This window comes from Salinimicrobium profundisediminis (genome assembly GCF_026241755.1).
GTDB classification, from domain to species: domain Bacteria; phylum Bacteroidota; class Bacteroidia; order Flavobacteriales; family Flavobacteriaceae; genus Salinimicrobium; species Salinimicrobium profundisediminis.
In genome coordinates this window covers 27,455-53,986 of sequence record NZ_JAPJDA010000027.1, presented here as the reverse complement: position 1 = coordinate 53,986, position 26,532 = coordinate 27,455, and the positions used below count along the sequence as shown (strand labels likewise).

The following is a 26,532-nucleotide window of genomic DNA, read 5'->3' as shown; positions in this document are numbered from 1 at the left end:
GAAAATAATATAAATTTCAAGATGTAGTTGTTCTTCATTATTAAAATTTTTGGGACATTTTTCGGAAAGAAATGAGCTAAAACAGATCCGCAAAAAAAAACCTAAAAAAACGTTAATGAAGTTAAAATCCTACAAATGATGTATTCAAATTAAATTTGGACACGTGCTTATCACTTAGGTGCGAGGTTGTAAACATAAAATATTCAACTAATCTTTAGAAAATCAGCTATAGAGGGATCAAAAAAATTCTTGGTGCAATTTGTTAACCTGGTCCCATTTGGATGTGGAGATTAATACAATTAATATTAACAAAAAATAACAAACCCTGTAAATCATTGATTTACAGGGTTTGTTGAAGTAGATATAGTGACCTCGACAGGATCATGAACCCACTTCAAAACACCTGTTTTTACAGGGGTTTTAAGATCTTTCCTAATTTTGTTGACCGAATTGTGAACCTTCTTCTAATGGATCCCTTTCGTCATGAAACAAATTTAACTATTTAAAATCAATTAATTAAAGCAATAGGGCGATATAAATTGTTATTGCCCTTTAAACTTTTTCGAAGTTTTAGGAGTGCAAAAAGGTTCATTTGTTTGGCGAATCCAGAATCCATCCCATGGGTAGAAAATGCTTTATTTTGTTATTGTTGACTTACAGTAACCTATATCTGAAACAGGATACATTGTAAATTAACCAGTTATATAACCTAGAAGTTCATTCGTATCATATACCCGTTAAAGAGGAACTATCCAGAAACTCAGAAACCACTCTATTTCTGTATCCTCCCAAGTCTTGGATTTATAGTGTAACCGAATTTGTGACCTTTAACCTTATTTTAACTTTACTGATGGTTTAATTTTAATTCTACCATATGGACCATTTTTTTAAACGTCTTCTAGTTTTAACATCTGTAGGGTGTAACTTCAGTTGCAGGACTGTTGCTGAATTCGAAAAAAGTAAGAAAATCTCTTGAACGACCATTCAATGCATGAAGGAAATAACCCTGAATATGGTTTTGCAGTAGTTACTAGTAATGGTATTAGGGACACTATAAAATAGTTTTTATTGTCTTTTAATTTGGAATAAATCTGTATCGACTGGCAAAACATAAAGTTTAGACATATCAAAAAAAATTTTTGTTTGTGCTGATTTTATCATAAGAGGGAAAAACCCGAGTCTTGCCGGGTCAATAAATGCCTCAAATTTGAGTACGTTTTCCATTCAAATTCTGCTTGGACTTACCCCGGATGATTTAACAGCCAAAAAAAATGATTTAAGAAAGCTAACAGCAGTCTTTTTTGTAATTCAGAAAATTGATACTAAAAGTTAGCGATTATAAAGAAAGTTTTGTATCCAAATGTGTCTACCAGAATAACTTCACATCAGATCACTCCCGTAGAAGGTCAATCACAGCCAAGAGGGAATTCACGCTCGGATCTACCGGCTAGTAAACGTAGCTATTATGATAAAAATAGCTTTTTTCAATGTTAATTTTAAATCTATAGGCAACGATTATCTAATCTGAATATCAACCATACATCCTGTAAGGTAAACCATAATTATGGAAAGAAGGTCATAAAGTATTTTTGAGACCTGATATTCAGAGCTTTTAATTTTTTCGTTGCCGTGTGAGTTGCCTTTAATGTAGTTGTGCATCTATAAAATCGTATTAATATAAGCCAAAATAACATGAAGAATATAATTATTTATTCGTTTCTGATTTTCTCAATTGTTTTGCATAGCCAGGAGTTACCTCAAGTTGTGCCGCAAACACCAGACGCAGCAGCCTTAAGCAAGTATAGCGAGTATCCCTTAGGAAATTTTACTGGTGTGCCGGAGATATTTTTGCCTCTTTACACAATTAAATCAGGAGACATTGAACTTCCAATAGGTTTAAATTATCATGCTGGAGGATTTAAAGTTTCAGAAGAAGCTAGTTGGGTTGGATTGGGATGGACACTTACTATTAATGGTGCTATTACAAGAACTGTAAAGGGGGTTGAGGACTTTATTGGAAGTGTTGCTGACCAAACAAGCCCGTACCATAGTTCTCCCAAAATTATTGATATTGTTGACAACTGTAGCGGAGGGAGTTTAGGAAACACAGTTGATTGCTATAATGTACCGGGAGGGAATAATTTTAATGGATCCGGTGAAAGAGCACCTGCAATAAGTAGCGGACGCTCTAATTTGGCTCAAGTTGATGGTCAGATAGTAGATTACAGTCACTACATTGGAGGGCTCTTTGATTGGGAACCTGACATCTATGCTATTAATTTTATGGATTTACAAGGCAAATTTGTTTTGGATCAGGAAAAGAATATACATTTTCTTGATAAAAAAGATTTGGAGATCAGAAAAACAGAAGGTGGCTGGATGGTAAGAAAGAATGATGGTTCTCAATACTTCTTTGAAAAAAAAGAGACCTCCAAAAATTACTATGGAAAAGAGGTTAATGGCTCTTGGTATATTACAAAATATATTTCACCAAATAAAAGAGAACTTAAATTTTATTATTCTCAAGACACTTTCCCTTCATGGCAAAAGTCATATGGGGAGGTATCCACTGTACGCGGCGGAGACCAAGATTTTACATTTTTTATTGATCAAAAGAATTTTTCTGATATCAGGACACAAAAGCTTTATTTAAAAAGAATCGAATGGGATAATGGTTATTTAGTTTTAAATGCTAACAGCTTATCTAGGGAGGACCTTAAGGATGGAAAAAGTTTAAAAACTATTGGTATTTATAATAACCACAATAAGGTAATCAGAGAATTTGAATTTGAAACTGATTATTTTGAGAGTAATAATTCCCTTAAAGGATATATGGAAAATCTACCTACAGAGGAATATAGTTACTACAGAAAAAGGCTTAGATTAAATAAAATAACCGAAAAATCAGGACTTGAGGAAAGAAAGTATCAGTTTGAATATTCTGCAATTAATTTACCAAATAAAGACTCTTTTAGTCAAGATCATTGGGGCTACTACAATGGAAGGGCAAACTCTAATTTAATACCCTCCTTTGAAGGTCCTCTACCATATAATCAACTTAAATTAATCTCAGATAGTAATAACTCTCCAATAGGATGCAATCCTCCACTGCAATTTAGTACAGAACGTACTTATAGAATTAGAGGAAGCAATAGGGAAACAAATCCTACAGTGATTGGAGCAAACATTCTTCACAAAATAACCTATCCTACTGGCGGAAGTACTTCTTTTGAATTTGAAGCAAATGAGTATGCTACTAATAGCACCGATGCGGTTTTTGTAGATTATACTCAAGATATAAGAAAAATTTCACGAAAGGGACAGTTGGATTCAGAATACTCCAGCATTTCTATGCCCTTCAATTTGCCCTCCGATTCCCAGGGAGTTTCTAACGCGGAAGTAAGTTTTGTTATTACGAGTACAGGTTCACCTATTATTTTTAATAACAATATGTGGGCGGAATTTAATAGTTCTAATTATTCCAAACGTTATTATGCCAATGTGACACCAAATAGTGGTGGTTATTCCTTCACAGATACTAATTTACCTGATAATATAACTGGGCCTATTGATTTAAGCTTCAACATTCCGGAGATGGACAATAATCAGTCTGCCTATCTCACCTTTAAGTGCCGAATAAAAAAGAAAATTGATAAAAAATACACTGGTGGTCTTAGGGTTAAGAAAATAATCCACTCAGAAGTTGAGTCAAATGAGGGGCAAATGATTAAGACCTACGAATATGGTTATAAGGTTAATACACCTGAAGGACAAAAAGATTTGAGTTATGGAGTTCTTAAGGTTCCGAATAGATATTGGACGATGTTTTACGGAACTCCTGCATCAGGATGTTATAACACTATACGATTTTCATCATCGTTTCATAATAATTTAAGTCTTTCTCAAAACAGTCATGTAGGATATTCGAAAATCATTGAAAAGAATGGTATTAACGGGGAAAATGGTACAACTACATATAATTATCATAACAATGTTAATATTAATTATGCTACCCCAATTAGTCAGGAATTTATTCCAAGTAGCATAGAATTCTATTTAGATGGAAAACTGAAAAGTACCTCAATTAGTGATGGCAATAAAAAAATTCATGAAAAATTCTATGAATACACCAGGTTGGATGAGGTGATTATTAGTAGTGTTTTTCAAGATGGATATAATCCTTTTGGTTCTTCGACATGGTATGGTAATGGAAGATTTCATTATTATCCCATTTTCTCACGATGGGAGCCTTTAACATCCCTTACTGAATATTCATATAATTCAACAAATGGAGATCCAATTGTTACCAAAGTTTTGTATGAATACAATGAACAAAATCTACTGCCATCTATTATTTCTTCTATAGATAGTCAGGGAAATCATATTAAAACCAAAAACTATTACCCCCATGATGTTGTTAACGTAAACTCCCTTGGAGAACCACTTGATTATTCTACTGAATATCTACCCCTAATTAATCTAAAGAAGAAAGGTTTAAACGGAAGTGATGCAGACTTTAAAACAGCGATACCTGTCCAAGTAGAAAAATATAAAAATGAGACTTTGTTATCTAGAAGCAGGACGATCTTTAAACGGTTTTCTAATAGTTCTCTTACCCTTCCAACTACTGTTCAGGTTTCAAAAAACGGTAATCTTCTGGAGGATCGTATTTTATATACAAATTATGATATTTATGGAAATCATATTGAAGTCTCAAAAGCTGATGGCTCCAAAATTTCTTATATATGGGGTTACAATGGACAATACCCAGTAGCAAAGATTGAAAATGCCAGTTATTCTGATATTGCTTCTGCAATAGGTATAAGTATTAGTAGTTTAAATGATTACAATGAGAGTAATGTTGGTATTATTAATAATCTCCGTAGTGACAATAAACTACCCCAGGCACTAATTACCACCTATACCTATGAACCATTGGTTGGATTAAGAAGTACTACCGATCCAAAGGGACTAACTACCTACTATGAATACGATGCTTTTAATCGTTTGGAATTTATTAAAGATCAGGATCAAAATATTATTTCAGAATACGGTTATCACTATAAAACACAGAATTAAGATGAAAAGAGCATTAATTCTTATATTGGCATGTTTTTTTGCCTTTCCTGTAGTTGGTCAAGAACAAAAGGAGGAAAAATCGAATAATTCTGAAGCAGGCACTAATGAATTACATTTAATGATGGTGGAGCCAATAGAACCCCCACCTGGTGAGCCTGGCGGAGGAGGTAATAGTTATACGTGGTTTCGTGATATTGATCGTGATGGTTACGGAAATCCTAATATGTCTACTCAAAGTTCAACTAAACCTACTGGATATGTTTCTAACAATCTGGATTGTGATGATACCGAACCCTTGGTATGGGATAATTGCAATGCTTCTCCACCTTCGACTCCGTCTGCCATTATTGTAACAAATTATTGTGGTTATACTAAGTTAACCCGTAATTCTCCTCCATCAGGAGTAACGTGGTATTGGCAAAGTAGCAGCACCGGGACTAGTACATCAAGTAGCGGTTTAAGTATAAACAGAACCACTGGGACAAAATATTATCTTCGGGCGCGAGATAACGGTAGTCACTTATGGAGTGGTTCACGTTCAGTAACCTATATCATCAATCAGAGTTCATTGTGGTATTCTGACAATGACGGGGATGGATTTGGTGATCCTTCTATTTCCAAAAGTGCTTGTTCTAAACCGGCAAATTATGTTTCAAATAGTGATGATCAATGTCCAACAACTGCAGGGTCTGTGAATGGATGCCCCGATGCTATAGGGACAGGTGATTTTTCGGATGAGAATTATGTCTTTACCCGGATGTATAAGAGGGAATTTACGACCTCACCGGAAGATCCGACGCCAGATGATGTGATAGAGGAAATTACTTATTATGATGGGCTTGGCCGTCCGATGCAGCATGTGGGGATAAAGCAGTCGGGAGGTACGGGATATCAAGATATCGTCACTCATATAGGTTATGATAATTACGGGAGGCAGGATAAGGATTATCTTCCTTATGCTGTTGGAGGTTCTTCATCTGGTATTTATCGAAGTGATGCTGTTACTGCTACCAATAGTTATTATCTTTCTACATATGGAGTGGAGCTGAGCAGTACTAATCCTAACCCTTATTCTGAAAAACATTTTGAAGCCTCACCCTTAAATCGTGTAGTAGAGCAGGGAGCACCGGGAGCAGCATGGAAGGTGAATAAAACTAGCGATGGTGACCATACTGTAAAATTTGAATATCTGACAAATACCCTGAATGAAGTACGATTGTATCGGGTAAACTTATCGAGTTCGAATGTCCCATTGCTGGACAATTCTTCTCCGACACATTACGCGGCAGGAGAACTTTACAAGAACATTACCAAGGATGAAAACTGGACTCCTACTTCAGGATTGGATCATACCACAGAAGAATTTAAAGATAAGCAGGGAAGGGTAGTGCTAAAAAGAACCTATAATGCAGGGGCGCCTCACGACACTTATTATGTATATGATGACTATGGTAATCTTACATACGTCATTCCTCCGAAAGTGGTGACTTCAGATGGTATTTCAGCAACAGAGCTTGCCGAATTATGTTATCAATACAGGTATGACGGAAGGAATAGGCTTATTGAAAAAAAGCTACCTGGCAAAGGAACTGCGACAAATTGGGAGTCGATTGTCTATAACAACCTGGATCAGCCTATTATGACTCAGGATCAAAATCTCAAAGCGCAGGGCAAATGGCTGTTCACCAAATATGATGCTTTTGGAAGAGTGGCTTATACTGGGCTGGTGACAAGAACAGTGAGCCGTACGACTCTACAAGCAGAGGCAGATGCTTACACTCCTCAATTTGAAAATAGAGGAGGTGCTCTGACATTAGGAGGGACTTCCATTTATTATACAAATACTGCCTATCCAAAAACATATATTAGCGAGGTCCACACCGAGAACTATTACGATACCTATCTCACTTCCTCTGCACAGGTAGGAATAGTAGTTCCTTCCGCCAGTACCGTTGGTGAAACTATCAGCACTGCCACTAAAGGTTTACCAACAGTGAGCAAGGTGCGTGTGCTGGATACCTCTAACTGGATCACTACTGTGACGGCTTATGAGGCGAAGGGAAGAGCAGTCTGGACCAAATCTGTAAATTCCTATCTGGGAACCACAGACCTGGTGGAAAGCGACCTTGATTTTACAGGAAAGGTAAAACTGAACAAAACCACCCATAGTAAATCCGGACAAACCACTATTACCACCACAGATACTTTCCATTATGACCACATGGGCAGACTGCTCGAGCAAAAGCAGAAGGTAAATTCGAATGCCACCGAACTTATTGCGCGCAACACCTATGATGAGCTGGGACAAATGGTGCAGAAACAAGTGGGAGGTGTTGAAAACGGTATAGGGCTGCAGAATGTTGACTACACCTACAATGTTCGTGGCTGGCTCAAACAAATTAACAATCCCGGCACATTGGGGGATGATCTTTTCGCGTTTCAACTCAATTATAATACCACCGAGATGGGGATTGGTGGCGTCCAACCTCTTTACAATGGCAACATAAGTGAAACCATCTGGCGCACGGCAAACAACCAAGACACCTATAGCCAGAGGAAGCGTGGGTATGCTTACCAATATGATCATTTATACCGAATTACAGCCGGGAATTTTAGAAGAGGAAATTCTACGGGAAGCTTATTTAGTGAACAGGTTGCCGATTACAATGTGTCCGGAATCACTTATGATAAAAATGGAAATATTAAATCTCTCATTCGAACCAAATCGGGAGGTACTATGGATAACCTTACCTATAATTATCACAATTCTGAAGTGAGTAACCGACTTCGCCGGGTTACAGATACATCAGGAGATGTAGATGGATTTAAGGATGGAATCAATACAACCAATGAATATACTTACGACGGGAATGGAAATATGCTTAAAGACCTGAACAAAGGTATTGGTGCCTCCACCACTAATGGCATCACCTACAACCACCTGAATTTACCTAAATCTGTGAATATAGGTAGCGGAACAATTTCCTATATTTACGATGCGACAGGAGTAAAACAACGAAAAGTGGTCGGAACAACAACTACAGATTACGCGGGAAATTATATCTACAAGAAAGAAGGATCAAATAATCCTACCCTGCAGTTCTTTAATCATCCTGAAGGTTATGTAGAAAACGTGTCCGGGACTTATAAATATCATTACCAGTATAAAGACCACTTAGGGAATATTAGGTTGAGCTATTCTAACAATGGAACTGCGAGTTCTCCAAGTTTAGTTATTTCTGAAGAGAACAATTATTACCCTTTTGGATTAGAGCATAAAGGATATAATAATGTAGTGAATGGTGTTCACATCAATTACTTCAATTATAATGGACAGGAGCTTAATGAGACTCTGGGTCTGAATGTTCTTGAAATGACCTTCAGACAGTACGATCCTGCTATTGGAAGGTTCAACGTAATAGACGAGTTAGCAGAACAGGCACAAGATTACACTCCCTACCGTTTCGGGTTTAATAATCCGATCTTTTTTTCTGATCCAACGGGTCTTTGGGAGAGTGTAAACGGAGGCTATACAACCACTGATGAAGATGAAATTGCTCGACTCTTGGGTTATATTAATCAGGAGGGATCAGATGTTTCAAACAAAGGCCTACAGAACTTTATAAGAGAAGATATTGCTTTTTTCGATAGCTACAACGAGGGGCTCCCCCTCTCCAATGCTACAATCGTTCATAAAAAATCTACAGGTGCATCAAGAATGACAGAGCTGTCTCAGCACAAATTACAAAATGAAGTGGCTTATTATCAACGTAAAACAGACTATTTATATACCAGAGAGGATTATGAAATGAGAAATAATATTTTAAGCGGAGGGGGCAGCGATCCTATTTCGAGAGAATTGCGACGTAGAGAAAGGACTGGTTGGTATCAACCTATTACTGCCCACAATTATATAAATTATGTTGGAGGTGAGCGGAATGCAAGACTCGCTACTTATGCCGCCTTTGCTGGTATGCAACTTGACTTGATGGGCGGACCAGAAAGTATTAGTAGTTCAGTGCAGCCCAGATATTTAGGTCTAAGAACAAATAAAGGTTCTTTGGCTAGAGCGCGCGAAGGAACGACAGCACTAACAACGGGGAATCATCATTCTTCTGTATCAGCTAATCCTTTCAAAAATATGAGTTTCCAAGAATTTGTGAAAAGATTTAGCCAAAACTACCGTGGGAGGTTCCAAGGTCGAGGAACCTATAGGAGTTATATGGCAAGAGATTGGAATATGCTAAGAAAAGGAATATAGAACCAGTATGAGAACCATATTACTATTAATAATTCTTTTGGTATTCATAGCTTGTGAAAAAAAGCAGAAAAGATATGAGGATTACAATGAAAAAGATTTTTACGAGGTTCAAGGGATTATAACGGAAATAAGACCTACCTCATATGCTTTTGATTCGCCACGGAATAGGAATATTTTCTATGATTATCATCTGGAGATGAATCCGCCGTTAAAAGGAAGTGAAGAGGGAATTGATCTGGTACTAAAACCTGGAGATCCAATTGTTGTTCTAGTTCACAAAGAGAATATTGAAATAACCTTTTATGGAAGATATGGAATAATAGACCAAGAATTAAAAATGAAATAAAGAGATAGAAATAAGTGATATTCGAGGATATTTATTTGGAGTATCAAACTCATAAGAGATGGGTTTCCAAGCTATTTTTCTTTAAAGTATAAGTTGAATTGGTTATATAAGGGTTAAATTTTATCGGGACAAACAAATCTTTTCTGGGCATGTTGTTGTTATTATTCTATTCTTTGTCTTCAGAGTTATTATGCATCTTGCCTTCAAAATTTGTTTTACAAGAAAAAAAAAATTGAAGCATGTATTTCCCATTTCTTTAAATTTCATAATTCCTTTATTCTAAGCTAAAGCCGTATTTCTTGTTTTGTTTTAGGGTTTTGAACCCTACTTTTTTTACGGTTTTCCATTCCTTCCACCCACTAAGGGTAAGTTACCTTTAGACATTAGATACTCTCCGTGTTTAAGCTAACAATTAAATGAAAAATTATCTTTTACTATTGTTTATAATCCTATTAGTTGTATCCTGCAAAACAGTCTCTTTTGGAGGTGATTCCTTTACAGATCTGTCTTCGCAGCCTTTTCCGGGAATGATAGGTGCGTATTCAGAGAACTTGACCTCATCTAATTTTAAAGAGGCCGGAGTGCCGCATTTGGAAGAAAAAATCCGCCTTACTGTCAAGAAAGGTAACTTCACCAGGAGCAGCCTGAGGAAATTCAATAAAAAGGTTCTTAGTAAGGATCAAAAGCTAGAGATTATTGATTCCTTAGACCTCAGGCCTCAATATCACAAATTTGAAATCTCTGATAAAATAGGATTAATTGATGCCCTCAATTCTCCCGCCAACACAAGTCTCAGGAACTATTTAGGAACTAACGATAAAAATGTGATCCTCACATCCACAAATATTTACTTCCCGGATGAAATTGCTCAGGCTATAGATAATTTTTCCGAGATCTACCTGGTGAATAACAGAAAAAGCAGCTATTCCCTGGAACTGCTTAAAAAGGATAAATCGAGAGAAATTATTGAGTTCAGCGATGGGGTGTCCTTCGAATATGGGTTTTCTGCTTTTTGCTGGGCAGAGAATAACCGAAGGCAACCGCTGATAGCGGCATTTCGTGAAAGAAACAGCTCCTGTCCAGGCAATACAGTAAAAGATCCTAAGAAATTGAAAAAAGATGATGTTTTTGACAAGATGTAAGATGAAAAAAAATAAAGTTATTTTGGCACTTTTCCTTCCTCTCATGTTTTTCTCTTGCGAAGAAATTTTGCTGGAAGAGGATCTGTCTGGTTCAAAAGTAGAGTTGCTCGCTCCGGTGGAAGGAACTACAGTGGCAACTTCAATGGTTGCCTTCAACTGGACTGCTGTGGAAGGAGCGACTGCTTACCAGTTTCAAATAGCCGCTCCCAATTTTGATGCCCCTCAACAACTTGTAGTGGATGAAATTATAGAAGAAAATTTTACTTCCGAAGAACTGCAGGAGGGAAGTTATGAGTGGCGGGTGAGAGCTCTTAATTCCGGCTTCACTACCACCTATGCTTCCGCAGAATTTACTGTAAAAGCAACTGAAGATTTTTCTGAACAACAGGTGAAGCTTTTTTCACCATCAAACAATTTCCTGTCGGGCTCCGGTGATATCGTGTTGAACTGGGGAGAAGTAGAGGAAGCCACGGTTTACCGGGTGCAAATACTTCAGAACGAAGAGGTGGTGGTTGAAAAAACAACTTCAGAAACGCACCTGTCCATGGATTTTGTCGAAGGACAATCCACCTGGAGAGTTCGGGCCGAAAATGATAGCCGCAATACCCTGTATTTCGAAAGAACCGTCTTTGTAGACACGAAGGCGCCCGAGAGTCCTACGCTGCTTCGCCCTGCAGATAAAGCAAATTTTTCCCTGCCCACCGTCACTTTTGAATGGGATAGGAACAGCGTTGAGGGATCAGAGGAAATAGACAGTCTTTTTGTTTTTAAAGACCTGGAGCTAGCCGATCTTGTGGTGAAGGAGAGGGTGACCACTTCCTATGCGACTACTTTGGACAGGGAAGAAACCTACTACTGGTTTATGAAATCTTATGATTCCGCGGGCAATGTGGGGGAGAGGAGTGAGGTCTTTTCTTTCACCATAGAAAAAGAGCTTTAAATGCTAAAGAACAAGACCAGCCTTTACCTGTTGTTTCCCCTGGTGATCATCATCTGGGGAGTTGTTATTTATAAAATGGCAGGTGCTTTTAAGGATGAGCCGGTAATACTTCCTGCAACTCCGCGCACTATGGCAGAAGAAGTGAAAATAGTGAAAAGGGATACTTTTTCCCTTTTACCAATAGACAAAGATCCTTTCTTGGGACATTACTATAAAAAGCCGGTGCAGGCTAAAGCAAGGCCTGTAATTCGTGCCGAAAAGGTGGAATGGCCGGACATTTCTTACCTCGGAATGATTTCAGACACAGGAAAATCTTCTGAGGTTCATATTCTCCAGCTAAATGGAAGACAGTTTATACTGGAAAAAAATCAGGTTGCCGAAGAGATCAGGATCATCGGCTCCAGGGCGGGGGAGGTAACGCTGCTATACAAAGGAGAAAGAAAGATTTTTAAAAAGAACGGATAAATGAAAAGCGGGCATAAAATCAGGGCATCTGCCATGCAGTTTGCACTCCTCGTATCCGTGATCGTTGCCCTGCTTCTCAGCGCCTTTCTTTTGTTTACTCACACCTACAGTAGTTTCTCGGTCAGGTCAGATCAGGTTCTGAGGAATATTAACGCTTCCAATAAGGGAATCGAATATCTGGCTAAAGCCGACCTTCAGCTGACAGATTCTCTCGAGATCCTAATCCAAGAGATTCCTGTGCTTGTTAAGAACAGTTTTTGGGGATGTTTTCAACTTGCGCATTCCCGCGGAGGATCCGGTAGTACTTCTTTTCAAAAGGTGGCACTACTGGGTGCAGGGACCGGAGGGGAAAAAATAAGTTTATTTTTGGAAGATAACCTGCTTCCCTTAGTGGTGGCGGGTAATACCCGCATAGAAGGTGATGCTTTTACCTCACAGGATATCATTAAACCCGGAAGTATTGCAGGGCATTATTATGCGGGCGATCAACTTGTCTACGGAAGGAGGTTTGAGAGCCCTTCTGAATTACCTGAATTAAATCCTGAGTGGCGGTTCTATGTGCAAAACATGCTGAAGTTCATTCCGGAAGCAGGTGCGATAGTGATAGGCCTGGAGGACAGGACCAATTCTTTTTTTAATGAACGGCAGGTCATATATCAGGAGGACAAAATTGAGATTAATGAATCCCTTTCAGGAAATATTCTCATTATTAGCCTCCGCGAGATTGAAGTTACTCCCTTCGCAAAGCTGGACCAGGTACTATTGGTGGCTCCAAAAGTGCTTTTTCGGAGTGGCTTCCGGGGGAATGTCCATGTTATTGCTGAAGAGGCAGTTCTTCAGGAAAATGTAAAATTGAATTATCCATCCTCTATAGTCGTTTCTGCAAAAGAAGAAGTAGAAATTAATCCTGAATCGTCTTACAAACCAAAAATTGAAATTGGAGAGCATAGCGTTTTGGAAGGGAACCTCGTTTTTCTGGATGCTTCCGAAGAAACCAATCCGAAACTTGACCTTTTGCTCGCAGAAAATTCCTTTGTAGAAGGGACGATCTACTGCGAAGGCTATACAGATATTAGGGGGAAAGTGCTCGGTAGCCTTTACACAAAATATTGTGTAGCGAACCGAGGGGGGTCTCTTTATATAAACCATATCTATAACGGTCGAATCCTGACAAATGGAATGAAGCAGGAAATGAGCGGACTTGTAATGGACGGGCAGGAAAAGAAAGTAGCGGCATGGTTGTACTAAAAAAAATAAGAGGAGCGAGCCTGGTGGAGACTTTAACCGCTTCAGTGATCATTGTAGTGGTGTTCATGATCGCAAGTTTCAGCTTCAATAATGTGTTTCTGAATTCGGTGAAGAGCGATGACAACCTACTTCAGAACAGGCTTGAAGAAGTGAAGTATTTAACTACCCATGATAAGTTACAATTACCTTTTTATGAAGAAGGTCCTTATTGGACAATTTCCGCTGAAGAAGCAAACGGAAAGCTGCAGTTAGAAGTGCAGAATTTGAGAAATGGCAGTAAGTCTGAATTAAAGTTAGAGCATTGAACAAGAAAAACAAAATATCTGCCTTTACGCTTACCGAGATTCTTGTGGTTCTGGTGATAAGTGCTATAGTAGTAGGCATGGCTTTTTCGGTTCTTGACCTGGTGCAAAAGAATATGAGAGCAATTAAAGAAAATTATGAAGCCACAACTGAAGTGCAGCATTTAAGGCAGCAAATCAGCATTGATTTCAACAGGTTCCACGAAATTCGTTTCGATAAGAGATTAGGCGAGTTACGCCTAAAAAATCCTATTGACTCCATAAGTTATACTCTTTCTGAAAAACTTTTCTTTCGAAATCAAGACACGCTACCCGTTCCTGTTAAGGAAATACAGTTTTTCTTTTTAGGCAATGCTGTTTCTGAAGGAAAAGTAGATGCAGTAAAGCTATTTCTGAATATGTCCGATAACCATTTCATATTCATTTCGAAAAAGAATGATGCAAAAACCTTCTTTGACTCATGGGAATAAAGATCGAACAGGTACAGCCCCGCAAGAAATCTGAATCCACTGCATCCCTGGATTCCCTCCTCAAAAAGGAGATCAATTTCTTTGGAAAGACTTTTTCTGATAAGAAAAAAGAGCAATTCTACTCAGAGCTTTCGGTACTCCTGAAGTCTGGCGTCAATTTAAAAATGGCCCTGGATCTGATTGAAGAATCCCAGAAGGAGAATGACAAGAAGATCATAAGCAAGCTGAACGAGGAGATCCTCAGGGGTAGTTCTTTTGCGGCTGCCATGGAGAAGGATAAGAACTTTACACCGTATGAGTACCGGGCAATAAAAATCGGAGAACAAACAGGTCAGCTTACATTCGTTACCAATGACCTGGCCGAATACTACCAGCGCAAGAATGAACAGAAACGGCAGGTAATGTCATCATTGACCTATCCCATCATCGTGCTTTTCACGGCGTTCATAGTGGTCTTTTTTATGCTAAAGTACGTGGTGCCCATGTTTGAGGATATCTTCGAACAAAACCGCGTGGAACTGCCATTTTTGACACAGGTGATCGTGAAAGCTTCCCATCTCCTCGAGGTAAACGGGATGTACATATTTTTTGGGGTAGCCGCTTTAATTGTGGGTCTAAGAGCCAGCAGAAAAAAGGAATGGTTTAGAAAGTACAGCGGTCAAATTTCTCTCAAACTTCCAATCATTGGGGAGTACGTAAGAAAAATATATATCACCCGCTTCACCCACACGATGATGCTGCTCACCAATTCAAAGATCCCGGTAGTAAATGGTCTGGCCATGGTGCGGGAGATGGTGAATTTTCATCCGCTTCAGGAGAGCCTCCGAACCATCGAAGCCGATATTCTCCAGGGTCAGCGGATGAGCGAAAGTTTTAAAAAGCACCCTCTTTTCGATAAAAAGATGATCGCCCTGCTCAAGGTAGCCGAGGAGACCAACCAGACGGAGTACGTTTTTAAAAAACTCTATGACCAATACTCCCGGGAAGTAGAATATCAATCGAAAACTATCACCAATATCCTCAATCCCATCCTGACGCTCATGGTCGGCTTTATTGTGGGGTTAATTCTTATAGCCATGTATTTGCCAATGTTTAGGTTGAGTAGTGTGATTGGGTGATAAATAGATTTTTAAAGATTGCTTGCTTCTAATAAAATATTCTTTATCATTTCCCATAAATTTTCAGGATTTAATCTTTTGTAGACAATTCTATATGGGTAATAAGGAGGAGCTGTATTTATGGACCGAATTAAAATAAACCGTAAAAATTGTACGGTTTATTTTAATTCCAACGTAGAAGGAGGGAATATATTTGTTTCTAATAATTAATGGCCGGAAGAAAGTAAGAAGTATTCATTTGTTCGGCTTGAATGTTCAATTCGATGAAAAAATATTATTCTATATCTTTCTATTTGTTGGAATACTGGCTCAGGCTCAAGATCATTATGGTACCAATTTGAATAGTAATTTATACACTGCTTCAAATATTATTGTTAATCCTTTTGAACAGCCCCCCCCCCGATGTAGCGGCTTTTCAAAAAAATACTTTTGTACCCGTTTCACATTATACGGGAAAAAGCAAATATTCAGATTCCGATTTTCACGATACAAGAGCGGAAAATCGAAGTCCCAATTTCTCTATCATACAATTCTTCCGGGGTAAAAGAGCATGATATGGCTTCCAATGTGGGTTTAAACTGGAGTTTGAATGCAGGAGGTATGGTAACGAGAATGATTAAAGGAATGAATGATTTTCGTTTACCAATGTTCATCAATGAAGATTGGGATGTAATGTCTCTGGCAGGATGACTTGGTTATACACCTCCTTATGATTCGAGAATACAGGGAAGAATTAATCCAGAAAACGATGGGAAACCAGATCATTTTGTAGTAAATGCCCCCGGTCTTTCCACTACTTACATTCATGAAAGACATTATAAAGCTGGTGATAACGCAAGAACTGTTGCAAGTTTAAACTCTCCAAAAGTAGTGGAGCTAGAACATAAGAGCAACATAATTGAAGAGATATTTGATGTTTTATCTAAAAATTATTATAATGATTATACCCAAAGAATGGGCACATTAAACATTTTTGGTCTAAGTAATATTGAAATTATATCAATAGACGGATTGAAGTATAATTTTGCTACGCCTGAAATTTCAAGATATCACGGCCCTTCTTCTGGAAATATCTATAAAATAGAATCATATAGAATAAACAAAATTTCTGACCCTAATTCAGGAAGATCTGTTCTTGTTGAGTACGAGTCATATTCCAATTACTTCTTCGATGAAAAGATGATAAAGGGAGGTGAATATGGAGGCGGAGCTGACTTTAATTTCGGGAATAAGCCATATCATATTGTTTATCCTTTGATGCAGAGATTAAAAAAAATAACTTTTAGTCAGGGGGGAGGTTGAATTTATTTATGGTTCTTCACGGAGCGATAATCCCGGAGAAAAAGCTCTAACGGAGATTTTGGTAAAAGACTGGAGAGGTAATCTGGTCAAGTAAATAAATTTGCAACAGAGTTATTTTCAATCCAATATAGATAACACAAAACCACAATCGAAAAGACTTAATCTGGATCGTGTTTATGAAGTTGATAAGAATGGAAAACAATTACCTGGATTTTCGTTCAATTATGATACTGCCGTTCTGCATCCCCCTCGAAACTCTTAAGCGCATGATTTTCTGGGATACAACAATGGGTCCTATAATGCGTCATTGGGTGCTCCAGAGCCAAAATATTACTTTCTTCATGGTAAGGTTACACCGTTTTATAGTAGTTCAGCAATCCCTCTTTCTGGAAATTTTTCATTGACTTCAAATTTGAGTTATGCTAAAGCATATTCTTTAAAAAGCATGATCTTACCTACTGGTGGAATTAATAAATATTATTATGAACTCAATGAAATTTAATGGCATTAAAGGGGGAGGTCTTAGAATATCAAAACAAATTTTAAGGGGTGAATATGGACGAGAGAAATTAATTGAGTATAACTATTTTACAGGCAGTTTAATGGGACTGCCAGAATATGCTGTCTTTAAAATGAAGAAATCAGGATTTCAAAATGCAACTTCTTTGGCAGAATTGGAGACCTACCTTGGGATAGATACTTTCATGGCGCCCCATTCCCACGTTGAATTTACAAATGGCTCATATGTGGGTTATGATCGTGTGGTGGTCATAAAAGGCACAGGAAATATTAGAGTGAATATCAATATTCAAACACACTTGATCTTAGTTCTTTTAAGATCATCACCTATATTACAGGTTCTGAGAAAAAGCTCAACTAAAAAGCTCGAAATGTGAATCATTTACGAGCATCCGTAATCGTCAAGTAGATTGGTCAACATAATATTGAAAAGGTTCAATTCCTGTCCGGGCACAAATATATCTCTTCAACGGAAAGTTACTGACAGAACAACATGGAGAGTTTACAGCAAGCGCGATAAGCTAAAGAAAATGAAATCAAAATATTGGGGTAAAGCAATGGATTTTAGTTTTACAGCTTTGATCAGGTTTTCGATCACATACGGAATATGGGTCTAGTCCTCTTTGGGAAGGTGCTCGTGTTCTTGATGCTCTTCAGGATTTCAGCGAAGAAAAATTCTCTTCTGAGCAATTTATAGCTATTAGCGAAACCCATAGATTAACAGTTTCAAAGATTTGTGATTTCTGAAGGTTTTAGAACTAACTCGATATTACCTCACATATATTATCTTAAAACCGTAAAAAGTATATGGTTTTTCATTAGGTATTCAGTGAGGGGAGTTCATAATTTGCCATTTCCAAAAACACAATGTCTCTATGATTATTACTCGAAAAATTTTAGTTTTTATTTTTGTTTTACTTTTCACTGATATGTTTGCTCAAACGAATGTGGAAATCCCAAACCTTACTCTTCCTTCCCCAACAGCATACCACCTAGGAGAATATGGTCAGGAGAATGTAGGTCTTTTTACTGGTACCACACAGGTTTCTGTTCCATTAGGGAATTATAGGACAAGTAACCTTGACGTTCCAATTTATCTCGGCTATAGTTCTAATGGAGTAAAGGTTGATCAAATATCCTCTAATGTCGGACTCGATTGGAATCTGGTGGCAGGTGGGGTTATAACAAGAATAGTCAGAGACGAACCAGATGATCAAAGAAATTACTTATTTCCAGAAAAGGAAATTTCAGATGTTGGGGTTTATAGTCCGATTGCTATGGATTTTTTCTATGAGGCGGGTCGTGGGGAATTTGACACAGAAAGGGATTTATACTCCTTTAATTTTTCTGGACATTCTGGAAGGTTCGTAGTGGATAACAATAAAAAAATTGTTCAGATTCCTAAGTCATCTTTAAAAATAGAAACGGTTATTGAGAATGATATTAGGGGTTTTCAAATTACAACCCCTGTAGGCGTAAAATATATTTTTTTAGAAGAAGAAGAGTCTTTTAGCAGAATTTCTGGAGCCGGACATTCTGAACAAGGTTTAATTAGAACTACAGCTTGGTATTTATCACGAATAGAACATCCTAAAGGAGACATAATTAATTTCATATATGGAAGCAATCAATTTTCTTATACTGTTTCCGAAAGCCAAACATTCATTGTTCCGTTTCCTTCTGGTCAATATGTATGTGGTACTACTGCTGGCGGACCGGTTGTTTATCCAGGAAATGATATTTCTTTAAAGAATAATTTAAGGCATGTGGGAAAGGAGCTCCTGGAGATCAACAGTAATTCGCCGTCCTCAGGTTCGGTGACATTTAGTAATGGGATCCATCATCCTACCTTGGGATTTGGGTTGATAGACAAAATAATATTTAACAATTCAGAGAAAATTACAGTAGAATCTATTAGGTTAAATTATTTACTTACGCAAAATCAAAGGGTATTTCTTAAGGAGGTTGTTTTTTCTGATCCTGATAAAAAATACAACTTCGTATATGATGACCCAGAAGGATTTCCATCTAGATTATCAAAAAGTCAAGATCATTGGGGATACTACAATGGAAAAACTAACTCGTCTTATTGGTTTCCTAATCCTAAGACTTTGGGGCAGAATATTCCAAATGAATTAAAAGCACATAATATAGGAGCTGATAAATCGCCAAATTACTTATTTGCGAAAAAAGGATTATTAAAAAAGGTAACCTATCCAACGAAAGGTTCCACTAATTTTGAACATGAAGAAAACTCTGAAAGTAGGGAGGAATTAAATTATCCTCCTAAGGATATCGTCAGACTTTTTCAGGAAACTAACAGTTCACAGATGGGGGAATTTTCTGATGAGAAGACGGTATTCAGCCCAATGAAACAGGAAATTGAAATTTTAGCAGGTGCTCACTTTAACAGTTACGTTTGTAGTCAGAATTTTGATGTAAAAAAATCAAAAGTAGAATTTTCTATTCAAGAAGTCAAAAGCGGAAATTTCATCAATTTATATAAATACACCAGTTTAGGAGGAAGAATTAATTTAGGTAAAAGCTATTTAGTAGGACCAGACAATTCTGAAAATTTAAACGCTCAACTTGAAAAAGGTAAAAATTATAAATTCAAAATTACATTGAGATTTAATTGCATATATGCGAGTGCACGTATATCATATTATAAAGATCCTGCTGAGATAATTCAAGCTAATGTGCCCTCTGGGGGTCTAAGGCTAAAAAGTATTGTTACTAAAGGTTCTGATGACCAACAGAATTCACATAAGAAAATTTATTATGGAAAAAAGGAGTCTTTGACAATATCATCTGCTAATCCAGGAGTAAGACCTTATTATCTATCCAAAAATATTGAAAGAAAATTATGTCAGAATGGTCAAGGCGGCTATTATAATTTCAATTATTTGCATCTAAGTTCTAACAGTATACGAAATTTATACAAAACTCAGGGTGTTAATTCTACATATTATGAATTCGTCACAATTAGTTATGGGGGAGAGAGCTTTGAGAAAGGAGGGGAGGAACATCAGTTTATCGTGAACTCTGACTATCCGGGTAATCCGTTATATGGAGAACCGATTGAAGAATCTCCTTATACTAATTTTGGATGGGATAATGGATTTTTAAAAAAGAAACTAAGCTTTAAAAAAGGATCAAATGGAGGGTTTATAAATGTAAGGAAAACAGAAAATTTTTATAAGAAGGACATTAGATTATATGATGAAGTTTATGCTTATTCTATAAGAAAGAAATATGAGAGAACGGGTATGGTTTCGGGAGATATAACCTATGAATGCACGGAAAAGGATTTAAATAGAAAACATATTCAAAGTTATTGTGCTGCTGACCATAGCCATTGGTGGTCAACCACTAGTGGCAAATGTTACGCATCAGGAAGTAATAATAAATTGTTGGTTATTCCACATCCATGTTTTGGCGGAACCCTTCCTAAAACGATAGTTTATCCTGAACTAATTGATAATCTAGATATTCAGGAATACAAAACTTTATCTAATTGGACTTATTTGGACTATCAGACAAGAACTGATTATGATGAAGACGGTATTGACTCTATAACGACTGAAGAAAAATATTTATATGATAATCCCGACCATATGCAAATTTCGAGAACGGAAATAATAAATAGTAAAGGGGAAAAAGTAATTAAAAGTTTGCTTTACTCCGAGGATATTAAGGATTCTAACTCTATGGGACACCATCCTCTAACCTTATCGGAATTAGAGGCGGTTAACAAAATGAAAAAGAATCGGGATAATTTAATTGGAATTCCAATACAAATTACAGATTTAGTTACTAATACAAATGACACCGTATCGAAGGTAGTGCACCGTACAAACTTTTCAATATACAAAGGAATGGTCTTACCGAAAGATATTGAAGTTTTAAAGGGTACTAAAAATTTTAATATTTCTTCTGACGTCCGTTTGATTTACAAAAGATATAACCTAGAAGGTAATCCGGTCGAAATTTCTCATTTCAGTGGCCCTACGACTGTTTATATATGGGGATATAACGGTCAATATCCTATAGCCAGAATTGAAAATGCCACATATTCAGATGTAGCTTCTGCACTAAATGTGGATAAAGATTACTTAGATACTTTTAATGAACAGAACTTAGAAGAAATAGATTTTTTAAGAAACAAGCTTTCTCTTAAAGAATCGGCAATTACCACCTATACCTATGAACCATTGGTTGGATTAAGAAGTACTACCGATCCAAAGGGACTAACTACCTACTATGAATACGATGCTTTTAATCGTTTGGAATTTATTAAAGATCAGGATCAAAATATTATTTCAGAATACGGTTATCACTATAAAACACAGAATTAAGATGAAAAGAGCATTAATTCTTATATTGGCATGTTTTTTTGCCTTTCCTGTAGTTGGTCAAGAACAAAAGGAGGAAAAATCGAATAATTCTGAAGCAGGCACTAATGAATTACATTTAATGATGGTGGAGCCAATAGAACCCCCACCTGGTGAGCCTGGCGGAGGAGGTAATAGTTATACGTGGTTTCGTGATATTGATCGTGATGGTTACGGAAATCCTAATATGTCTACTCAAAGTTCAACTAAACCTACTGGATATGTTTCTAACAATCTGGATTGTGATGATACCGAACCCTTGGTATGGGATAATTGCAATGCTTCTCCACCTTCGACTCCGTCTGCCATTATTGTAACAAATTATTGTGGTTATACTAAGTTAACCCGTAATTCTCCTCCATCAGGAGTAACGTGGTATTGGCAAAGTAGCAGCACCGGGACTAGTACATCAAGTAGCGGTTTAAGTATAAACAGAACCACTGGGACAAAATATTATCTTCGGGCGCGAGATAACGGTAGTCACTTATGGAGTGGTTCACGTTCAGTAACCTATATCATCAATCAGAGTTCATTGTGGTATTCTGACAATGACGGGGATGGATTTGGTGATCCTTCTATTTCCAAAAGTGCTTGTTCTAAACCGGCAAATTATGTTTCAAATAGTGATGATCAATGTCCAACAACTGCAGGGTCTGTGAATGGATGCCCCGATGCTATAGGGACAGGTGATTTTTCGGATGAGAATTATGTCTTTACCCGGATGTATAAGAGGGAATTTACGACCTCACCGGAAGATCCGACGCCAGATGATGTGATAGAGGAAATTACTTATTATGATGGGCTTGGCCGTCCGATGCAGCATGTGGGGATAAAGCAGTCGGGAGGTACGGGATATCAAGATATCGTCACTCATATAGGTTATGATAATTACGGGAGGCAGGATAAGGATTATCTTCCTTATGCTGTTGGAGGTTCTTCATCTGGTATTTATCGAAGTGATGCTGTTACTGCTACCAATAGTTATTATCTTTCTACATATGGAGTGGAGCTGAGCAGTACTAATCCTAACCCTTATTCTGAAAAACATTTTGAAGCCTCACCCTTAAATCGTGTAGTAGAGCAGGGAGCACCGGGAGCAGCATGGAAGGTGAATAAAACTAGCGATGGTGACCATACTGTAAAATTTGAATATCTGACAAATACCCTGAATGAAGTACGATTGTATCGGGTAAACTTATCGAGTTCGAATGTCCCATTGCTGGACAATTCTTCTCCGACACATTACGCGGCAGGAGAACTTTACAAGAATATTACCAAGGATGAAAACTGGACTCCTACTTCAAGATTGGATCATACCACAGAAGAATTTAAAGATAAGCAGGGAAGGGTAGTGCTAAAACGTACCTACGGGGCTTCGGATATTAATATGGATGGAGATACGGCAGATAGTGGAGAGGCGCATGCCCCCCATGATACATATTACGTATATGATGATTATGGCAATCTAACTTATGTGTTGCCTCCCAAAGCAGAGCCTTCTGCAGCCAAACCTGATGCAACGGAGTTGAATGAGCTTTGTTATCAATATCGCTATGATGGCAGGAATAGATTGATTGAGAAGAAGGTCCCTGGAAAGGGTTGGGAGCATATTGTATACAACAAGCTGGATCAGCCTGTGATCACCCAGGATGCACTGCAACGGGCTAAAAATCCAAAAGAATGGCTTTTTACTAAATATGATGCTTTTGGAAGAATTGCCTATACCGGGGTGTTTGAGAGCAGTACCCATGACAGGGAAAGCTTACAGGCAAGAGCAAATCACCCTAATGATTATAATGAATACGTAGCGCGAATTTCTTCTGCCATTATCTTTGATGGAGTGTCGGTGTATTATGACAATACCGCAATACCTAATGGTGTGGAAGAGCTGTATACGATTAATTATTATGATGACTATAATTTTAACCCCAGCTTTACATTTCCCAATACCAATGTTTTTGGAGATACTATTGTTAAGGGGATTAATACAAAAGGATTGACTACAGGAACTAAGGTGCGAGTTCTGGGAACTACTAAATGGATAGAGACCGTTAATGGTTATGATGATAAAGGCAGGATTATCTGGAGCAAAACAGTAAATTCATTTCTTAACACCATTGATGTTGTGGAACATAAGCTGGATTTCACAGGGAATATAGAGGAAACAAAAAGTACCCACCAAAAGATTGGAGGGAGCACTATTGTTCTTAGGGATTACTATGAATACGATCATGTGAACCGATTGACCAAACACAGCCAGAGTATTAATGGCAGCAGTAGTAAAGAGGTAATTGTGGAAAACACCTATGATGAATTGGGGCACCTAAAGATAAAGGGGGTGGGGAATACCGGTAGTTCAAGGCTACAAGATATTGCCTATACGTATAACATCAGGGGGTGGCTCAAAACAATCAATGATATTGAAAATATTGGTAATGATCTTTTTACATTTGGATTATCTTATAACAATACTGAACTTAGTGGTTCTGTTCCATTATACAATGGAAATATAAGCGAAGCTATGTGGTTAACTGCAAATGATAAACTTGCCAGTTCCAGTAATGTCAATCGAGCATATAGCTATAAATATGACAGTATGAATCGTTTAACTTATGCTAATAATTTTTTTAATAATAACTCCTCTTATAAGTATAGATTAGAAACATTTTACGATAAGAATGGAAATTTGACTCGTTTAAAAAGGGGAGGTGAAGCAAATTATTATTTAATAGATGATTTAAAATATCAGTATTTAGGTAATGAATTAAAGAAAGTTACGGATAATGGCACTTCCTATGTTAGAGAAGAAGGATTTATGGATGGTACTAATACAGGGAATGACTATTCTTACGACACCAATGGCAACTTAACATCCGACCTTAATAAGGGGATTCTGGCCGGCGGAATTAAGTACAACCATTTGAACCTGCCCACAGAGGTGAAGTTCAATAATTCCAGTAGCCAGGTTATCAAATACACTTACGATGCTACCGGAGTTAAACTCCGAAAAGAAATCCCTGGAAAGACTACGGACTATGCCGGCAACTTTATTTACGAAGGCGGAACGTTGCAGTTTTTTAGCCATCCCGAAGGATATGTGTCCTATGATGGCGGCCAGTTCAATTATATATACAATTATAAAGACCATCTCGGAAATGTGCGTTTAAGCTATACTGATGGTGATCACAATGGCTCGATAGATCCTGCAACGGAAATCATCCAGGAGAAAAACTACTATCCCTTTGGACTAACCCACCAGGGTTATAATGGTGGAGGCGGAGGCAGTGCCTATGGTAATGCAGCTGCGAAACGCTATGGTTTTGGGGGGAAAGAGCTGCAAAGCGAGAATATTTCCGGGAATATTTTGGATTGGTATGACGTTTCTGCCCGAAACTATGATCCTGCTCTTGGTAGGTGGATGAACATTGATCCATTGGCACACAAATTACCATCTTGGTCGCTATACGTTTATGGGCTTAATAACCCGATATTGTTTCTAGACCCAGACGGAGCTTTTCCTTATACTTTCCACGTAAGAGCTTTTGCACCTAAAGGAGCATTTAAAGGAACAGGCTTTCATGATGATAAAAGAGGATTTTCCACTAATTTGAACGCTACATCAAGGATTCAACAAAATTTTACAATTGACCCAACCGCAAGGACTTTTTCCGGAGGCACACCTACAAGTGATCCCACCTATTGGAATGGGAGAAATGTTGGTACGGCAACTAATAAAGGCGGAATATCTGATCCACAGTTTGGAACGAATAGTATTGGAAGTGCTACAGCTTCATTGAGTTCTAAATTTGCTGGCTCAAATCCCGCATTTTTAGGTGCAGCACCTGATATAGAAGTAAGTTCAGCAATTTCAATTACAGAAAATTTAGAAAAAGGACAGGTATTTGTAACACTGGACTTATCGAGTAAACAATTTCCAGCAACAGAGGGACTAATAGAAGATAGTGAAGGTAATGTTATTCATCTTGCTGGAGCAGCAGCATTTGGAACTGCGGGCGATTTAGCGGATTCAGATAAAGAACTAGTAGAAAAAGTCGATTTAATTATAGGAATCAATGATAACGGTATATTCCAGAGTGTTACCGTAGGAGACCAAACCTATACTTTGGATGAATTTAATAAAATAGGTACATCAGAATCTGCGGGACCATTCCCAAGGGAAGATAAAGACAAGTAAAAAGTTATGTTCACTTATATCACATATGCGTTCTACAATATTATTTATCAGATAATATCGCTTTGGTTTTTGTTTTATGCAAACACCTATATAAACAGCAAAATTATACCAGATAGTCTAAGGTGGCAGAACGGAGAGCTTAGAGAAAATTTGACTGGATTAGCAATAATACAAACTATTGTTTTAATTATTGAAGTAGCAATTTTGGCTTTTTTACTTCACTTTATAAATAAGAGATTTTTATCAAACATTGATAATGGAGCAGTAATTGCAAATTGGACAGTTATAATATATCTTGTGATTTCTTTAGTTTTTGTTAGCTATTTGATATATGCAGGATTTAAATAATAAAATCCCTGCCAATTGGCAGGGATTTTATTATTTATTGAGCAACTTCTCCAAATACAAAACTTTATCTTTCTCAGCCTGTACCAGGCGTTCATAGAGTTCCACGACTTTATCGATGGGGTTAAAGGTGCAGTGGTTGTTAAATGTACCTTCGCTACTGTCATTGAAGTTGTTGAAGTAATTGATCACCGCTTCCTCAGAGAAACGTTTAATGCCCTCGGGAGAAACCCCTAAAGCCTTAGAAACCCGTTGCAGTAACTCTTCCTCAATAGTCTCACTCTGCTCGATATGGGAAACACTTTGCTGTGAGCTCTTCGGCGAGGGTTTCCTGCTTCATTCCTCGTAGTTCACGAATGCGAGATATTCTGTGTAAGAATAGTGGCTTCCAGGTGATTAATAATCG

At 37.6% G+C, this 26,532-nt stretch carries 16 protein-coding genes and 1 pseudogene; 16 read left to right on the top strand and 1 reads right to left on the bottom strand.

The window, feature by feature from the left end:
• Positions 1 to 1,692 precede the first annotated feature (1,692 nt).
• The 16 genes from OQ279_RS14975 (at position 1,693) to OQ279_RS14900 (ending at position 26,129) form a co-directional block, all read left to right on the top strand.
• The gene (locus OQ279_RS14975; protein ID WP_266070817.1) at positions 1,693 to 5,079 is read left to right on the top strand and encodes a hypothetical protein; all 3,387 of its coding nucleotides are present in this window, start codon (positions 1,693 to 1,695) and stop codon (positions 5,077 to 5,079) included.
• A 1-nt stretch (position 5,080) separates the two neighbouring features.
• Entirely contained in the window at positions 5,081 to 9,340 is a 4,260-nt protein-coding gene (locus OQ279_RS14970; protein WP_266070816.1) for a DUF6443 domain-containing protein, read from the top strand.
• A 7-nt stretch (positions 9,341 to 9,347) separates the two neighbouring features.
• Positions 9,348 to 9,686 carry a hypothetical protein gene (locus OQ279_RS14965; protein WP_266070815.1) on the top strand — a complete coding sequence of 113 codons (339 nt, stop codon included), beginning with the start codon at positions 9,348 to 9,350 and terminating at the stop codon, positions 9,684 to 9,686.
• 416 nt (positions 9,687 to 10,102) lie between these two features.
• The gene (locus tag OQ279_RS14960) at positions 10,103 to 10,828 is read left to right on the top strand and encodes a hypothetical protein (RefSeq protein WP_266070814.1); all 726 of its coding nucleotides are present in this window, start codon (positions 10,103 to 10,105) and stop codon (positions 10,826 to 10,828) included.
• A 1-nt stretch (position 10,829) separates the two neighbouring features.
• Positions 10,830 to 11,768: a hypothetical protein gene (locus tag OQ279_RS14955; protein WP_266070813.1), complete on the top strand. Its 939-nt coding sequence runs from the start codon at positions 10,830 to 10,832 to the stop codon at positions 11,766 to 11,768.
• A complete protein-coding gene (locus tag OQ279_RS14950; RefSeq protein ID WP_266070811.1) occupies positions 11,769 to 12,233 on the top strand; it encodes a hypothetical protein in 465 nt (154 codons plus the stop codon). It abuts the gene before it with no gap.
• Positions 12,234 to 13,481: a hypothetical protein gene (locus OQ279_RS14945; protein ID WP_266070810.1), complete on the top strand. Its 1,248-nt coding sequence runs from the start codon at positions 12,234 to 12,236 to the stop codon at positions 13,479 to 13,481. It begins immediately after the preceding gene.
• Positions 13,469 to 13,786: a hypothetical protein gene (locus OQ279_RS14940; protein ID WP_266070809.1), complete on the top strand. Its 318-nt coding sequence runs from the start codon at positions 13,469 to 13,471 to the stop codon at positions 13,784 to 13,786. The genes OQ279_RS14945 and OQ279_RS14940 overlap by 13 nt, the downstream gene beginning before the upstream one ends.
• Positions 13,783 to 14,253 (top strand): PulJ/GspJ family protein, encoded by a 471-nt coding sequence (locus tag OQ279_RS14935; protein WP_266070807.1) that lies wholly within the window; start codon positions 13,783 to 13,785, stop codon positions 14,251 to 14,253. The genes OQ279_RS14940 and OQ279_RS14935 overlap by 4 nt, the downstream gene beginning before the upstream one ends.
• A complete protein-coding gene (locus OQ279_RS14930) occupies positions 14,244 to 15,371 on the top strand; it encodes a type II secretion system F family protein (RefSeq protein ID WP_266070806.1) in 1,128 nt (375 codons plus the stop codon). The genes OQ279_RS14935 and OQ279_RS14930 overlap by 10 nt, the downstream gene beginning before the upstream one ends.
• Positions 15,372 to 15,926: 555 nt before the next feature.
• A complete protein-coding gene (locus tag OQ279_RS14925; RefSeq protein ID WP_266070805.1) occupies positions 15,927 to 16,061 on the top strand; it encodes a hypothetical protein in 135 nt (44 codons plus the stop codon).
• Between the two features lie 180 nt (positions 16,062 to 16,241).
• The gene (locus OQ279_RS14920; RefSeq protein ID WP_266070804.1) at positions 16,242 to 16,673 is read left to right on the top strand and encodes a hypothetical protein; all 432 of its coding nucleotides are present in this window, start codon (positions 16,242 to 16,244) and stop codon (positions 16,671 to 16,673) included.
• Positions 16,674 to 17,155: 482 nt separating this feature from the next.
• Entirely contained in the window at positions 17,156 to 17,569 is a 414-nt protein-coding gene (locus tag OQ279_RS14915) for a hypothetical protein (RefSeq protein ID WP_266070803.1), read from the top strand.
• Positions 17,570 to 18,067: 498 nt separating this feature from the next.
• Positions 18,068 to 21,550, top strand: a complete 3,483-nt coding sequence (locus OQ279_RS14910; RefSeq protein ID WP_266070802.1) for a hypothetical protein — start codon at positions 18,068 to 18,070, stop codon at positions 21,548 to 21,550.
• Between the two features lies 1 nt (position 21,551).
• Complete coding sequence (locus tag OQ279_RS14905; protein ID WP_266070801.1) at positions 21,552 to 25,781, top strand: DUF6443 domain-containing protein; 4,230 nt, start codon at positions 21,552 to 21,554, stop codon at positions 25,779 to 25,781.
• A 6-nt stretch (positions 25,782 to 25,787) separates the two neighbouring features.
• A complete protein-coding gene (locus OQ279_RS14900; protein WP_266070800.1) occupies positions 25,788 to 26,129 on the top strand; it encodes a hypothetical protein in 342 nt (113 codons plus the stop codon).
• Between the two features lie 30 nt (positions 26,130 to 26,159).
• Here OQ279_RS14900 and OQ279_RS14895 read toward each other — a convergent pair.
• Positions 26,160 to 26,523 (bottom strand): annotated as a pseudogene (locus OQ279_RS14895) (helix-turn-helix domain-containing protein).
• Between the last annotated feature and the right edge of the window lie 9 nt (positions 26,524 to 26,532).

What these genes read in the sequence shown, in the direction of transcription:
- OQ279_RS14975 (WP_266070817.1), top strand. Translation starts at nt 1,693, where the DNA reads ATGAAGAATATAATTATTTATTCGTTTCTGATTTTCTCAATTGTTTTG.
- OQ279_RS14970 (WP_266070816.1), top strand. Translation starts at nt 5,081, where the DNA reads ATGAAAAGAGCATTAATTCTTATATTGGCATGTTTTTTTGCCTTTCCT.
- OQ279_RS14965 (WP_266070815.1), top strand. Translation starts at nt 9,348, where the DNA reads ATGAGAACCATATTACTATTAATAATTCTTTTGGTATTCATAGCTTGT.
- OQ279_RS14960 (WP_266070814.1), top strand. Translation starts at nt 10,103, where the DNA reads ATGAAAAATTATCTTTTACTATTGTTTATAATCCTATTAGTTGTATCC.
- OQ279_RS14955 (WP_266070813.1), top strand. Translation starts at nt 10,830, where the DNA reads ATGAAAAAAAATAAAGTTATTTTGGCACTTTTCCTTCCTCTCATGTTT.
- OQ279_RS14950 (WP_266070811.1), top strand. Translation starts at nt 11,769, where the DNA reads ATGCTAAAGAACAAGACCAGCCTTTACCTGTTGTTTCCCCTGGTGATC.
- OQ279_RS14945 (WP_266070810.1), top strand. Translation starts at nt 12,234, where the DNA reads ATGAAAAGCGGGCATAAAATCAGGGCATCTGCCATGCAGTTTGCACTC.
- OQ279_RS14940 (WP_266070809.1), top strand. Translation starts at nt 13,469, where the DNA reads ATGGTTGTACTAAAAAAAATAAGAGGAGCGAGCCTGGTGGAGACTTTA.
- OQ279_RS14930 (WP_266070806.1), top strand. Translation starts at nt 14,244, where the DNA reads ATGGGAATAAAGATCGAACAGGTACAGCCCCGCAAGAAATCTGAATCC.
- OQ279_RS14925 (WP_266070805.1), top strand. Translation starts at nt 15,927, where the DNA reads ATGGCTTCCAATGTGGGTTTAAACTGGAGTTTGAATGCAGGAGGTATG.
- OQ279_RS14915 (WP_266070803.1), top strand. Translation starts at nt 17,156, where the DNA reads ATGAACTCAATGAAATTTAATGGCATTAAAGGGGGAGGTCTTAGAATA.
- OQ279_RS14910 (WP_266070802.1), top strand. Translation starts at nt 18,068, where the DNA reads ATGATTATTACTCGAAAAATTTTAGTTTTTATTTTTGTTTTACTTTTC.
- OQ279_RS14905 (WP_266070801.1), top strand. Translation starts at nt 21,552, where the DNA reads ATGAAAAGAGCATTAATTCTTATATTGGCATGTTTTTTTGCCTTTCCT.
- OQ279_RS14900 (WP_266070800.1), top strand. Translation starts at nt 25,788, where the DNA reads ATGTTCACTTATATCACATATGCGTTCTACAATATTATTTATCAGATA.